This window comes from Falsigemmobacter intermedius (assembly GCF_004054105.1).
Taxonomy (GTDB): domain Bacteria; phylum Pseudomonadota; class Alphaproteobacteria; order Rhodobacterales; family Rhodobacteraceae; genus Wagnerdoeblera; species Wagnerdoeblera intermedia.
On sequence record NZ_SBLC01000002.1, the window covers coordinates 150,149 to 163,092 of the forward strand.

Consider the following 12,944-nt stretch of genomic DNA (forward strand, 5'->3'; position numbering starts at 1 on the left):
AGCAAACGCCCGATTTTTGCTGGCAGCGCGGAGGGTGCCCATGCCGGTCCTGGTGATGAAATTCGGTGGCACTTCGGTGGCCGATCTTGACCGCATCGCGAATGCGGCGGCCAAGGTACAAAAGGAAGTAGACCGCGGCTATGACGTGATCGTCATCGTCTCGGCCATGTCCGGGAAGACCAATGAACTGGTCAAATGGGTGAATGACACATCGCCCTTCTATGACGCGCGCGAATATGACGCCGTCGTGGCTTCGGGCGAGAATGTCACCGCCGGTCTGATGGCGCTGCGCCTGCAGGAAATGGGCATCCCCGCCCGCTCCTGGCAGGGCTGGCAGGTTCCGATCCGGACCACCTCGCAGCATGGCGCGGCGCGCTTCCTTGAGATCCCGCGCGAAAACATCGACCGCAAATTTGCCGAAGGCATGAAAGTGGCGGTGGTCGCAGGCTTCCAGGGCGTGACGGCAGAAGACCGCATCACCACGCTGGGCCGCGGCGGCTCGGACACCACGGCGGTGGCTTTTGCGGCCGCTTTCGGTGCAGAGCGCTGCGACATTTATACCGATGTGGACGGCGTTTACACGACCGACCCGCGCATCGCCAAAAAGGCACGCAAACTCGATAAAATCTCTTACGAAGAGATGCTCGAGCTGGCTTCGCTGGGTGCGAAAGTGCTGCAAACCCGCTCGGTTGAGCTTGCGATGCGCTACAAAGTGCGTCTGCGCGTTGTCTCCTCCTTCGAGGATATCGACGAAAACTCCGGAACTCTTGTCTGCGACGAGGACGAAATCATGGAATCCAAAGCCGTTGCCGGTGTCGCCTATTCGCGTGAAGAGGCAAAGATCACCCTGTTTACGATCGAGGATCGTCCCGGCATCGCAGCCGCGATCTTCGGCCCGCTGGCGGATGCCGGTGTGAACGTCGATATGATCGTGCAGAACATCTCGGAAAAAGACTACGACGAAGCCCACCCGGGCGCCGTCACCGATATGACCTTCTCCTGCCCGATCGACCAGGTCGCCCGCGCGAAAAAAGCGCTGGAAGAGGCGATGGAAAAAGGCCTTATCAAATATGACGAACTGATCATTGATGATGACGTCGCAAAAGTCTCGGTCGTGGGCATCGGCATGCGTTCGCACACCGGTGTGGCTGCAAAGATGTTCCAGGCGCTGCGCGATGAGAACGTCAACATCAAGGTCATCAGCACCTCGGAGATCAAGATCTCGGTGCTGATCGATCGACGCTACATGGAGCTTGCCGTGCAGGCGCTCCACGACGCCTTTGAGCTTGAAAAGGCCTGAGCCACAGGCTCTGCGGCGGGACCAGATCGCCCCGCCCCCTGAAAAGAAGGCGTCGGACCCCAAAGGGCCCGGCGCCTTTTGCGGTCCAACCCCTTTGCCTTTGAGCATTCCATGACCCCAGTCGTCTCTGACCGTCGCACTTTCCTTGGCAGCCTTCTGGCAGGGGGCGGGTTCTTCCTGCTTCCCGGTCTGGCAGCCGCCACCGCCAAAGGCCCTGCCCTCGGGCAGCCGGAGGCTTTCTCTTTTGATCTGCTCAAAGAGATGGCCCGCAGCCTTGCGCAGACGGCCTATGTGCCCCCCGCCCTGCCCGATGCCCCCGTGCTGGAGCGGATCTCCTATGATTACCACAATCAGATCCGCTACCGCGACGATCAGACCCTCTGGGCGGATCAGGGCAAAACCTCGCCGGTGCAGCCCTTCTTTCCGGGCACCTATTTCCGCCAGCCCGTCCGGCTTTATGCGGTAGAAGACGGTCAGGCGCGGGAACTGGGCTTCGATCTGAACCTCTTTGAGATCCCCGAGGGCAACCCCGCGCGGGAGTTGAAGCACACCGAGGGGTTCGCGGGCTTCCGGGTCAAAGACGCAGAGACCGGCCTCGACTGGATGGCCTTTCTGGGGGCCTCTTACTGGCGCACCTCAGGCTATTCGGGCCAGTTTGGCCTGTCGGTGCGCGGACTTGCCCTCGACAGCGGGATGGAGACGCCGGAGGAATTTCCGATGTTCACCCGCTTCTGGCTGGAACCTTCCGAGAGCGGCGACATCACGGCCTATGCGCTGCTGGAAAGCCCCCGCGCGACCGGGGCCTACCGCATCACCTCGGCCCGCAATGTCGACGGCCGCCCCGGCATCGTCCAGGAGGTCAGCGCCGCGCTTTTCCTGCGGGGCGATATCGGGCGTCTGGGCATTGCGCCGCTGACCTCGATGTATTGGTTTGGCAAAAACAACGCCTTTATCGCGCCGGACTGGCGCCCCGAGGTGCATGACAGCGACGGCCTGGAGATTCACGCCGCCAATGGCGAGCGGATCTGGCGCCCGCTGAACAACCCGCCGCGCACCATGGCCAATACCTTCCTGTCGCCCGGCGTCAAAGGCTTTGGCCTGATGCAGCGCGAGCGGAGCTTTGAGCAGTATCAGGATGACGGCGTGTTTTATGAAAAACGCGCCTCTGTCTTTGTGGAGCCCGCAGGGGACTGGGGGGACGGCGCGGTGACGCTGATCGAGCTGCGCACCGATGATGAGATCCACGACAATATCGGTGCCTTCTGGACGCCTTCGGCGCCCGCGAAGGCCGGTCAGGAATATGATCTTCACTACCGCTTAAGCTGGCTGGAGGACGCCCCCGCCGCGCCGCAGGGCGCGCGCTTCGTCGCCACGCGCCTTGGCGCAGGTGGCATCCCGGGCCATCCGCGCCCGCCGAAATGCGTGAAGGTCACCTGTGATCTGGAAAACCTCGGGCTTGAGATGTTTGACCGCACCTCCGGCGTGACGGTGGATGTCTCGGCCTCGCGGGGGGTGACCTCAAACACCGTGGCCTATCCGGTGGTCGGCACCAACCGCTGGCGGGCCATGGTCGATGTCGATTACGCCGCCCTGGATGAAGGGGAGGATGAGCCGATTGATCTGCGCATCTGCCTGCGCCGCAATGAGGCCGCGCTGAGCGAAACGCTGCTCTTGCAGCTTTTCCCCTCTCAGTTGAACCGGCTGCTCTCCGCCCGGGCCTGAGCCAAAGCCGCCGCGACCGGCGGATTATCCCGCAGTGACGCCGAAATCCCCGGCGTCACTGCACTTTCTGTTTCCGCACGCCCCCCTTTCCCTTCTATAGAGAGAGGGAAGCGAGGTCAGGAGCCGCCATGGCAAACCGCAGCGAAACCGACAGCCGCACCCTTTTGCGCAGCCTGCGCGACACCCTTGCTTCTGAAGCTGAGGGGCAGGCGCGGCTGAACCGCGTGGTGGGTCTCATCGCGCAGTCGATGAAGACAGAGGTCTGCTCGATCTATTTGTTCCGCGACCGCGACACGCTGGAACTCTGGGCCTCTCACGGGCTGAAGGCGGAGGCGGTCCATAAATCGCGGCTGCGTCTGGGCGAGGGGCTTGTGGGCCGCGTTGCGCAGAACTCAAAGCCGATCAACACGGCGGATGCCCCCTCGGAAAAGGGCTTTCGCTATATGCCCGAAACGGGCGAAGAGTTGTTTTCCTCATTTCTCGGGGTGCCGATCCAGCGGGTCGGTGAGAAGACCGGGGTGCTGGTGGTTCAGACCCGCGCCCGACGGCAGTTCTCGGATGATGAGATTGATGCGTTGGAAGTGGTGGCCATGGTTCTGGCCGAAATGAATGAGCTTGATGCTCTTGCGGGTGAGCCGCAGAACGGCCTGGCGCTGCACCGCCAGCCGCTGATGTTCCGCGGCGGCACAGGCCAGGAAGGCACGGCTGAGGGCCATGTCTGGCTCCATGAGCCGCGGGTGGTCATCACCAACCCCGTGGCCGAAGACCCCGAGGCTGAGACCCTGCGCCTGCGCGAGGCCGTGGCACAGCTGCGCGTCTCGGTCGATGATCTGCTGGCGGCGGAAAGCCTTGATAAGGACCAGAAGCAGGTTCTTGAGGCCTACCGGATGTTCGCCCAAAGCCGCGGCTGGGTGCGGCGGATGGAGGAAGACATCGCCCGCGGCCTCTCGGCTGAGGCGGCGGTGGAGAAGGAACAATCCACTGCCCGCGCGCGCCTTGAGATGGTGCCTGACGCCTATCTGCGCGAGCGGCTGCATGATCTTGACGATCTCTCCAACCGGCTGTTGCGCATTCTGACCGGTCAGGGCCAGGCCAATGGGGAAATGCCCGCCGATCCGGTGCTGGTCGCGCGCAATATCGGCCCCGCAGAGCTTCTGGAATATGGCCGCCGCCTGAAAGGCGTGGTGCTGGAGGAAGGCTCTGTCGGCTCTCACGCGGCCATCGTGGCGCGGGCCCTGGCCATCCCGCTGGTCATCCATGCCGAGCGCATCACCACCGAGGCGCTGAACGGCGACCGCATCCTCGTCGACGGCGATATGGGCGTGGTGCATCTGCGCCCCGAAGAGACCATCTCTGCGGCCTTCCGCGACAAGACCGCCATGCAGGCCAAAGCGCAGGAGCAATATGCCTCGCTGCGCGGCCTGCCCGCTGAGGCGCTGTGCGGCACGCGGATCGCGCTTCACATGAACGCAGGTCTGATGGCGGATCTGCCGAGCCTTGAAGGATCGGGCGCGGAAGGGGTGGGCCTCTTCCGGACCGAGCTTCAGTTCCTCGTCCGCAGTCAGGTCCCCAAACGCGATGAACTGGCCGCGCTTTATGCCCGCGTCATGGAGGCCGCCCGCGGCCGCCGCGTGGCCTTCCGGACCCTCGATATCGGCTCTGACAAAGTGCTGCCCTATATGAAGCCCCAGGATGAGCCGAACCCCGCAATGGGCTGGCGCGCGATCCGGGTGGGCCTTGAAAAGCCCGGCGTGCTCAGGATGCAGCTTCAGGCGCTGATCCGGGCCGCCAATGGCGGGCCGCTGACGGTGATGTTCCCCTTTGTCACCCAGCCCTCGGAGTTTGACGCCGCGAAGGTGCAGCTCTCGCAGGCCCTGGCGCATGAGGAGAAGATGGGCCGCGCCCTGCCTTCTTCGCTGGAAGTGGGCGTGATGCTGGAAACCCCGAGTCTGGCCTTTGCACCGCAAAGCTTCTTTGAGCGCACCGATTTCGTCTCCATCGGCGGCAACGACCTCAAGCAGTTCTTCTTCGCGGCAGACCGCGAGAATGAACGGGTGCGGCGGCGCTATGACACGCTTTCGGCCGCCTTCCTGGGCTTCCTTGAGCTGATCGTGCAGCGCTGTAATGCCGCCGGGACGCAGCTGTCGTTTTGCGGCGAAGATGCCGGCCGCCCGCTGGAGGCCCTGGCCTTTGCGGCCATGGGCCTGCGCAGCCTGTCCATGCGACCGGCCTCAATCGGGCCGGTGAAGGCGCTGCTGCGGCGCGCCGATCTGCGCGAGGTGCGGGAAATCATCGACGGCTGCATTGCGCGGGGCGAAGAAAACCTGCGCCCCGCGCTTGCCGCCTATCTGGAGAAACTGGCTTAAGGCTTATTCCATCGGCTGGGTGAGGATCTCTTCCTCACCACCCCGCAAAGCCGTGTAAAAGCACGAGCGGCGGTTGGTGTGGCAGGCCGGACCCGTCTGATCCACGAGCAGCAGCAGGCAGTCGCGGTCGCAGTCGATGCGCAGATCCGTCAGCCGCTGGATATGGCCCGAGGTTTCCCCCTTGGCCCAGAAGGCTTGGCGCGAGCGCGACCAGTAAGTCACCACTCCGGTCTCAAGCGTGCGGGCAAGCGATTCGGCGTTCATCCAGGCCATCATCAGCACCTCGCCGCTGGCATGGTCCTGGGCGATGGCCGGGATCAGCCCCCGGTCGTCATATTTCAGGCTCGCAGGATCGAAGGCCATGGGGCGTCCTTTGCATTGGCTGACATCCCGGCCTATCTAGAACCTGCTGCCCCCGGGGGAAAGTCCAAGCGTGAGGATGAGATGAGCGACCAGGATCTGATGAAGCTGTATTCGGGAAAAATTCTCGACCTGACGACGCGCATTCCCCACCTCGGCACCCTGAGCGACCCGCAGGCCGAGGCCAGACGCCGCTCACCGCTCTGTGGCTCTTCGGTGAAGGCCGGGGTGGTTCTGCGCGACGGACGCGTTGCTGAATTTGCCCAGGAAGTCCGCGCCTGTGCACTTGGCCAGGCCGCAGCCGCCATCACCGGGGGTGCTGTCATCGGCCGCAGCCCGGCTGAGCTGCGCGCCGCCGCTGAGGCCCTGGCCGCGATGCTGGAGGGCGGTCCGGTCCCCCCCGCGCCCTTTGACGGGTTCGAAGTGCTGACCCCGGCGCGGGAGTTCAAAAACCGCCACACCTCCATCCGTCTCGCCCTTGAGGCGGCCGCCGAAGCCGCAGAGGCCGCTGCCGCGCAGGTCTGAAGCGACAGAGCGGCAAAAGTGCCGCTGCGCATTTGCAGCGCCCCCCGGCCGGATCCGGCCGGAGGCCGGCGCGAGCTCAATGTGATTGGTAAAAAAACCGCCGGGCCCGGCAGGGAACCCGGCGGTCAGTGCTCTCTGTCAGGCAGGCACGGCGGGACAGGCCGTACGGAACACAGAGAAGAACGGGGACCCCTGCCCTCAGCCGGCGAGGGAAAGCGTCCCGATAAGCGTGGCGAAAAGCACCGCCACACCGGCAGCGTCTTTCACAAGCTCGTGCCGCGATCGGCTGAAGATGGCGAAAAATTCCGAGAACATCCTGGCCTCCATCATGGTGTTGCCTGAATGTTCTCACTTTGCCGCGTGAGTCGTCAAGAACTTTAGGTGAACAAATGTGAACATTTCGTTAATGAGAACAAACCTGCATCGCGCATAAAAAAACCGCGGCCAGTCAGAGACTTAGCCGCGGCTCTGTTCTCAGGCTGTTCCGTTCAGGCGCCGCGACGCAAAAGATAGGCGGTCACGCCCCCGCCCAGGTCTTCCGCGCCAAGGTAGTCATGCCCGCCCTCCCGGGCGAAATGCGGCACATCAATCACCGCTGCAGGGTCGGTGGCCAGCAGCCGCAGAAGCGCTCCGGGGGCCAGGCTGAGAATCACCTTGCGCGCCCGCAGCACCGGCAGCGGACATAAAAGCCCGCAGGCATCGACTTCGCGCACCACGTCCTGCGCCGCCTCACTGGCCATCACTTGTCTTTCCATCGGAGCAAACCCGTTTGCCGGGGGCAAAGCGCCCCCGGCCTGATCTTAAAGGCCAAGGCACCAGCGCATGACGGCCTTTTGCGCGTGCAGTCGGTTTTCCGCCTCATCAAAGATCACCGAGGCCGGGCCGTCCATCACCTCACTCGTCACCTCATCGTTGCGGTGTGCGGGCAGGCAGTGCATGAAGAGCGCGCCCGGATTGGCTCGCTTCATCAGCTCTTCGGTGACCTGATAGGGACGCAGCTGGTTGTGGCGGCGCTCTTTCGCGGATTCCGGGTCATGCATCGAAACCCAGGTATCGGTAACGATCAGATCCGCCCCCTCAACGGCTTTGAAGGGATCGCGCTCAATGGTGACTGCCGAGCCTTTTTCACGGGCGAATTTCACCCAGACCTCTTCGGGGTCGAGCGGCTGCGGGCCGGTGAAGGTGAAGTCAAAACCGAACTGCCCGGCGGCATGCAGGAAGCTGGCGCAGACGTTGTTGCCGTCGCCGGCCCAGACCACCTTTTTGCCTTTGATCGGGCCGCGGTGTTCTTCATAGGTCATGATATCTGCCATGATCTGGCAGGGGTGGGTGCGGTTGGTCAGGCCGTTGATGACCGGAACGCTGGCGTAATCCGACATCTCTTTGAGGGTGTCTTCCTCAAAGGTGCGGATCATGATGAGATCCACATAGCGCGAGAGCACCCGGGCGGTATCAGCGATGGTTTCGCCATGGCCAAGCTGCATCTCTTTGCCCGAGAGCACCATGGTCTGGCCCCCCATCTGGCGCACGCCCACGTCAAAGGAGACGCGGGTTCGGGTCGAAGGCTTCTCAAAAATCAGCGCCACCATGCGGCCGGCCAGGGGCTGGTCTGCATCGGGCGTGCCGCGCGGAAGCCCGGCGCGGGCCTCTTTCATGGCGCGGGCATTGTCGATCATCGCGCGCAGATCGGCAGGCGAGGTGGTGTGAAGGTCAAGGAAGCTGGGCATCGGGTTTTGCTTTCGGCTGAGGGCCGGGGGCTTCACGCCCCCGCACCCCCGTGGAGTATTTTTAAAAAAGCCAAAGTCCTCAGGCTTTGAGGCTGGTGGCGGCCTGATCAAGACGGGTGAGCGCTTCGGTGATGTCCGTGTCGGCAATGTTCAGCGCTGGCAGCAGCCGCACCACATTGTCAGCACCCGGCACGGTCAGCAGATGCTGTGCATAGCCGGCCTGAACCACATCGCTGTTGGGCAGTTTGCACTTCAGACCGAGGATCAGACCAACACCGCGCACTTCTTCAAAAACCTCCGGGTGGCGCGCCACGAGGCTTTCCAGCCCCTGACGGAAGAGTGCCGATTTGCGGTTCACCTCGCCGAGGAAGGCGGGATCGGCGATGGTCTCAACCACCGCGCAGCCGACCGCGCAGCCCAGCGGGTTGCCACCATAGGTGGACCCGTGGCTGCCAGCAGCCATGCCCGAAGCCGCATGTTCCGTCGCAAGCACCGCGCCCAGCGGGAAGCCGCCGCCGATGCCCTTGGCCACCATCATGATATCCGGGGTCACACCCGCAAGCTCATGGGCGAAGAGCCGGCCCGTCCGGCCCATGCCGCATTGCACCTCATCGAGGATCAGAAGCGCACCGGCCTCATCGCAAATGGCGCGAAGCTCTTTCAGCTGCGCATCCGTCACCGGGCGGATGCCGCCTTCGCCCTGAATGGGCTCAATGATGACGGCAGCGACATCGGCGCCCATTTCCGCGCGCAGCGCCGCCATATCGCCAAAGGCAAGCGTCGTGAAGCCAGGCATCAGAGGACCAAAGCCCTTCACCATCTTTTCCGAGCCTGCCATGGCAATCGCGCCCGTCGAACGGCCGTGGAACGCGCCATCAAATGAGATGATGCGGATGCGGTCCTTCTCGCCCTTCTCATAGAAGTGCTTGCGGGCCATCTTGATCGCGAGTTCCGCCGCCTCGGTGCCGGAGTTGGTGAAGAAGACCGTATCGGCGAACGTATTTGCCACCAGGAGATCTGCCAGCTTCTGCTGGTTCGGCACCTCATAGAGGTTCGAGGTATGCCAGAGCTTCCCGGCCTGGTCCGACAGAACGGAGACCAGTTTCGGATGCGCATGGCCAAGGGCATTCACCGCAATCCCGGCCCCGAGGTCGAGATATCGCTCGCCCGTGGTGGTGGTCAGCCAGCTGCCTTCGCCGCGCTCAAAAGCCAGCGGTGCACGATTATAGGTGGGCAATACGGAAGCGATCATGGAAGTTCCCTGAATAGTACCACGAAGGGCTGTCCCAAGGGGTCGCAAGCGCCACCGGGACTGTCAACATCAGATGAGGGAGAGGACCCGATATACCGGGCAAAGCACGACCTGAGGGGCGCGAAACGCATCAGCGTCGGCGTCGGAGCAGTTCAGTAAGGGCGGCTGCATGGGTCATGACATTTTCTTAGACCCGCGCAGGACGGCGCGCAAGGAAATTTGCCGCATGCCCTAGGAAATGCCGCGCAGGGGTGCCATATCTCTCCCTCAGCCGGACCTGCGTGCCCTGCCGGGGCGCTTGCGCTTGAACCCGGGCGCACGGTCTTGTATCCGTATCCGTCACCGCTAAAATGCGGGCAATCAGCCGAAACACGAGGTGTCCCGATGACCTGGACCGACGAGCGCGTCGAAACGCTCAAGCGCATGTGGGGCGAAGGCCAGTCGGCCAGCCAGATCGCCAAGGAACTTGGCGGGGTCACCCGCAATGCGGTGATCGGCAAGGTACACCGCCTCGGCCTGTCGAACCGCAACGCAGCCTCCGATGAGACGGCAGCTCCTGCAGCCGCCCCCGGGACGGCAGGCCCGCCACCCGCCCCGGAGCCGGCCGCAGCCCCCGCGCCGGCCGCGCCGGCCGCGCCTGAGCCTGTGGCGGCCCCGCCGCGCCCGACCACCCCGGCCCCCGCCGCCGCAGCCCCTGTGCAGCCGCAGCCCGCAGCCGCCAGCCCGGCCCCGGCGCCGGCTCTGCGCAAAACCATCGTGCCTGCGGGTCAGCCGCTGCCGCCGCAGCCTGCGCTCAATGAAATCTCCCCTGAGGCTCTTGCTTCCGTGCGCGAAGTTGAGAAACGCGCCCGCCGCATCCCGCTGATGGAACTCACCGAGCGGACCTGCAAATGGCCGATCGGCGATCCGGCAACGGATGACTTCTGGTTCTGCGGTCTGCCGTCACAATCCGGAAAGCCCTATTGTGAGGCCCATGTCGGCGTGGCCTTCCAGCCGATGAGCGCCCGCCGCGACCGCCGCCGCTGATACCACGCCAAAAGCCGCCCGCCCGGGGCGGCTTTTCTTTCAGGCGGACACATCAACAGGGGCAGCCCATAGGACCGCCCCTGACTTTGGCTTTTCTGAAATACTCCCGGGCGGGGTCCGGGGAGGGCAGGCAGCCCTCCCCGGCGCTCTCCGCGGGGGCGCAGATTACCCCAGCATACGGTCGGCCGAAGCCTCGTAAAGCATTCGCGCGTAGTCGGTTTTCATCGAAGCATTGGCCAGGGCCCCATGCTCCATTTCTTCCACTGCGCGGCCATGCTGCATAACCAGCACCCGCTCACACATGTGATCCACGACCGCCAGATCGTGGCTCACCATCAGAAAGGTCAGCCCCCGCTCTTCGCGCAGACGGTTCAGCAGGTTCAGCGTCTCTGCCTGCACACTGGCATCAAGCGCTGAGGTCGGCTCATCCAAAAGCAGGATCTCCGGCTCCAGCATCAGGGCGCGGGCGATCGCCACACGCTGGCGCTGACCACCCGACAACTGATGCGGATAGCGGAAACGGAAGCTCTCCGGCAGGCCCACATCCTTCAGCGCCTGAACCACCCGCGCATCCGTATTACCGATGCCGTGAATGGCGAGAGGCTCACTCAGCGTGCGGTCGATTGTGTGGCGGGGATGGATCGAGGCATAGGGGTCCTGAAAAACCATCTGCACACGGCGGGTGAAGGCCCTGCCGCGCGGAGTTTCCAGCGGTTTACCGTCAATCAGGATCTCGCCGCGCGAAATCGGCGCCAGACCGCAGATCGCGCGCAGAATGGTGGATTTACCCGACCCCGATTCCCCCACCAGACCGTAGCTTTCTTTCGCATCCACGCTCAGCGAAACGTCTTTCACCGCCTGAACGATACGGTCCCCGGCCTCAAAGAAAACCGAGAGGTTTTTGACTTCAATCAGCGCCATGATTACGCCTCCGCCCAGGATGCAGACCGGTCAAGCGAGGGCAGCGGTCCGCGACCACCACCGATGCGCGGCAGGCAGTTCAGCAGCCCCTGGGTATAGGGATGCTTCGCCTCCATGAGCTTTGAGGCCTCAACCTCTTCCACCACACGGCCCTTATACATCACCAGCACCCGGTCGCAGAACTGCGAGACCAGACGCAGATCGTGGCTGACAAAGATCAGCCCCATGCCGCGCTCTTTCACCAGATCATCGAGGATTTTCAGAACTTCCGCCTGAACCGTCACATCGAGAGCCGAAGTCGGCTCATCCGCGATCAGAAGATCCGGGTTCGGGATCAGCATCATGGCGATCATGACGCGCTGGCCCATGCCCCCCGACAGCTCATGCGGCCAGGCTTCCATCACCCGCTCAGGGTCTCGGATCTTCACCGCCTCAAGCGCCGCGATGGCTTTCGCCCGCGCCTCTTTGTCCGAGATCTTCTCGCGCAGGCGCAGACCCTCGGTCAGCTGACGGCCGATCTTCATCACCGGGTTCAGCGAATACTTCGGGTCCTGCATCACCATAGCGATGCGCGGACCGCGCAAAGCGCGCATCTGCCGCTCAGAGGCCTTCATCAGATCGATGCCGTCGAAGGTCATCTCATCGGCCTCAATCCGGCCCGGCTTGCGCACCAGACGCAGGATCGAGCGCCCCGTCATGGTCTTGCCCGAACCCGATTCGCCAACGATCCCCAGACGCTCCCGGCCGAGGGTGAAATTGACGCCGCGCACGGCCTCAACCCGACCCGCCTCAGTATCAAAGGTGACGCGGAGGTTTTTAACTGTCAGCAGACTCATTTACCGGCACTCCGCGGATCAAGAACATCCCGCAGACCATCGCCCAGCAGGTTAAAGCCCAGCGACACCACAAAAATCGCCAGACCCGGCATGGTCGCAACCCACCAGAAATCGGTCAGGAATTTGCGCCCCGAAGAGATCATCATGCCCCATTCCGGCAGCGGCGGCTGAACGCCCAGACCCAGGAAGCCCAGGCCGGCTGCGGTCAGAATGACCCCCGCCATATCCAGCGTCACCCGGATCACCACCGAGGACATACACATCGGCATGACGTGGCCCCAGATGATCCGTACCGGGCCTGCGCCCTGCAGACGCACGGCGGCGATGTAATCGGCATTGCGCACGGTCAGGGTTTCGGCCCGCGACATCCGCGCATAGGGCGGCCAGGAGGTCAGCGCGATGGCCAGAACCGCGTTTTCAATCCCCGGCCCCAGAACCGCCACCAGCGCCAGCGCGAGGATCAGCTTCGGGAAAGCGAGGAAAATATCGGTGATACGCATCAGAACCTGGTCGACCCAGCCACCGGCATAGCCCGCCACCGTCCCGATCAGCAGCCCGAACAGCGGCGCCGTCACCGCGACCATGGCCACGATATAAAGCGTCACCCGCGAGCCATAGATGATCCGCGACAGGATATCGCGGCCAAATTCATCGGTCCCCATCAGATAGCCCGGGGTGCCCGGCGGCAGCAGACGCTGGCTCAGGTCCTGGGCGATCGGGTCATGCGGCGCGATCAGCGGCGCAAAAGCCGCCAGCACCACCAGCGCCAGAACGATCAGCGCACCGGCCATGGCCAGCGGGTTGCGCCGGAAGCGCAGCCAGCCCAGATAGCTCTGCCCGACGCGGGCCTGCAGACGCGATTTCGGCGAGGGGTCGCGCAGCCATTCTGTCAAAGTCGTCATCTCGCGC

General features: G+C 63.8%; 12 protein-coding genes. 5 read left to right on the forward strand and 7 right to left on the reverse strand.

Annotation, left to right across the window (positions count from 1 at the left end):
* Window positions 1–40: 40 nt before the first annotated feature.
* The 3 genes from EP867_RS01905 (at window position 41) to ptsP (ending at window position 5,388) form a co-directional block, all read left to right on the forward strand.
* The gene (locus EP867_RS01905; protein ID WP_128486507.1) at window positions 41–1,300 is read left to right on the forward strand and encodes an aspartate kinase; all 1,260 of its coding nucleotides are present in this window, start codon (window positions 41–43) and stop codon (window positions 1,298–1,300) included.
* A gap of 111 nt (window positions 1,301–1,411) precedes the next feature.
* Entirely contained in the window at window positions 1,412–3,022 is a 1,611-nt protein-coding gene (locus EP867_RS01910; RefSeq protein ID WP_128486508.1) for a glucan biosynthesis protein, read from the forward strand.
* Window positions 3,023–3,150: 128 nt separating this feature from the next.
* Window positions 3,151–5,388 carry a phosphoenolpyruvate--protein phosphotransferase gene (gene ptsP / locus EP867_RS01915; protein ID WP_128486509.1) on the forward strand — a complete coding sequence of 746 codons (2,238 nt, stop codon included), beginning with the start codon at window positions 3,151–3,153 and terminating at the stop codon, window positions 5,386–5,388.
* 3 nt (window positions 5,389–5,391) lie between these two features.
* Here the strand turns inward: ptsP and hisI are convergent, their stop codons facing one another.
* A complete protein-coding gene (gene hisI, locus EP867_RS01920) occupies window positions 5,392–5,751 on the reverse strand; it encodes a phosphoribosyl-AMP cyclohydrolase (protein ID WP_128486510.1) in 360 nt (119 codons plus the stop codon).
* 81 nt (window positions 5,752–5,832) lie between these two features.
* On the opposite strand from hisI, the gene EP867_RS01925 reads away from it, so the two are divergent.
* Window positions 5,833–6,273: an iron-sulfur cluster assembly scaffold protein gene (locus EP867_RS01925; protein WP_128486511.1), complete on the forward strand. Its 441-nt coding sequence runs from the start codon at window positions 5,833–5,835 to the stop codon at window positions 6,271–6,273.
* A gap of 488 nt (window positions 6,274–6,761) precedes the next feature.
* Here EP867_RS01925 and EP867_RS01930 read toward each other — a convergent pair whose 3' ends face one another.
* The 3 genes from EP867_RS01930 to EP867_RS01940 all read right to left on the reverse strand — a co-directional run bounded on the left by EP867_RS01930 (window position 6,762) and on the right by EP867_RS01940 (window position 9,252).
* Window positions 6,762–7,028 carry a sulfurtransferase TusA family protein gene (locus tag EP867_RS01930; protein WP_241656786.1) on the reverse strand — a complete coding sequence of 89 codons (267 nt, stop codon included), beginning with the start codon at window positions 7,026–7,028 and terminating at the stop codon, window positions 6,762–6,764.
* 45 nt (window positions 7,029–7,073) lie between these two features.
* Entirely contained in the window at window positions 7,074–8,000 is a 927-nt protein-coding gene (gene argF / locus EP867_RS01935; RefSeq protein WP_128486512.1) for an ornithine carbamoyltransferase, read from the reverse strand.
* A 79-nt stretch (window positions 8,001–8,079) separates the two neighbouring features.
* Window positions 8,080–9,252, reverse strand: a complete 1,173-nt coding sequence (locus EP867_RS01940; RefSeq protein WP_128486513.1) for an aspartate aminotransferase family protein — start codon at window positions 9,250–9,252, stop codon at window positions 8,080–8,082.
* Window positions 9,253–9,636: 384 nt separating this feature from the next.
* Here EP867_RS01940 and EP867_RS01945 point away from each other — a divergent pair, with 384 nt between their 5' ends.
* Window positions 9,637–10,278, forward strand: coding sequence for a GcrA family cell cycle regulator (locus tag EP867_RS01945; protein ID WP_128486514.1), 642 nt, complete (start codon window positions 9,637–9,639; stop codon window positions 10,276–10,278).
* Between the two features lie 165 nt (window positions 10,279–10,443).
* On the opposite strand, the gene EP867_RS01950 is transcribed toward EP867_RS01945, so the two are convergent.
* The 3 genes from EP867_RS01950 to nikC are packed head-to-tail and all read right to left on the reverse strand — an operon-like array spanning window position 10,444 to window position 12,937.
* A complete protein-coding gene (locus tag EP867_RS01950; protein WP_128486515.1) occupies window positions 10,444–11,199 on the reverse strand; it encodes an ABC transporter ATP-binding protein in 756 nt (251 codons plus the stop codon).
* Window positions 11,200–11,201: 2 nt separating this feature from the next.
* Window positions 11,202–12,035 carry an ABC transporter ATP-binding protein gene (locus EP867_RS01955; RefSeq protein ID WP_128486516.1) on the reverse strand — a complete coding sequence of 278 codons (834 nt, stop codon included), beginning with the start codon at window positions 12,033–12,035 and terminating at the stop codon, window positions 11,202–11,204.
* The gene (gene nikC, locus EP867_RS01960; protein WP_128486517.1) at window positions 12,032–12,937 is read right to left on the reverse strand and encodes a nickel transporter permease; all 906 of its coding nucleotides are present in this window, start codon (window positions 12,935–12,937) and stop codon (window positions 12,032–12,034) included. Before nikC ends, EP867_RS01955 begins: the two co-directional genes overlap by 4 nt.
* Between the last annotated feature and the right edge of the window lie 7 nt (window positions 12,938–12,944).

Bases quoted from the DNA above. Each gene is read 5' to 3' on its own strand.
- EP867_RS01905 (WP_128486507.1), top strand. From the start codon at position 41: ATGCCGGTCCTGGTGATGAAATTCGGTGGCACTTCGGTGGCCGATCTT.
- argF (WP_128486512.1), bottom strand. From the start codon at position 8,000: ATGCCCAGCTTCCTTGACCTTCACACCACCTCGCCTGCCGATCTGCGC.
- hisI (WP_128486510.1), bottom strand. From the start codon at position 5,751: ATGGCCTTCGATCCTGCGAGCCTGAAATATGACGACCGGGGGCTGATC.
- EP867_RS01950 (WP_128486515.1), bottom strand. From the start codon at position 11,199: ATGGCGCTGATTGAAGTCAAAAACCTCTCGGTTTTCTTTGAGGCCGGG.
- EP867_RS01925 (WP_128486511.1), top strand. From the start codon at position 5,833: ATGAGCGACCAGGATCTGATGAAGCTGTATTCGGGAAAAATTCTCGAC.
- EP867_RS01930 (WP_241656786.1), bottom strand. From the start codon at position 7,028: ATGGAAAGACAAGTGATGGCCAGTGAGGCGGCGCAGGACGTGGTGCGC.
- EP867_RS01910 (WP_128486508.1), top strand. From the start codon at position 1,412: ATGACCCCAGTCGTCTCTGACCGTCGCACTTTCCTTGGCAGCCTTCTG.
- EP867_RS01945 (WP_128486514.1), top strand. From the start codon at position 9,637: ATGACCTGGACCGACGAGCGCGTCGAAACGCTCAAGCGCATGTGGGGC.
- ptsP (WP_128486509.1), top strand. From the start codon at position 3,151: ATGGCAAACCGCAGCGAAACCGACAGCCGCACCCTTTTGCGCAGCCTG.
- EP867_RS01940 (WP_128486513.1), bottom strand. From the start codon at position 9,252: ATGATCGCTTCCGTATTGCCCACCTATAATCGTGCACCGCTGGCTTTT.
- EP867_RS01955 (WP_128486516.1), bottom strand. From the start codon at position 12,035: ATGAGTCTGCTGACAGTTAAAAACCTCCGCGTCACCTTTGATACTGAG.
- nikC (WP_128486517.1), bottom strand. From the start codon at position 12,937: ATGACGACTTTGACAGAATGGCTGCGCGACCCCTCGCCGAAATCGCGT.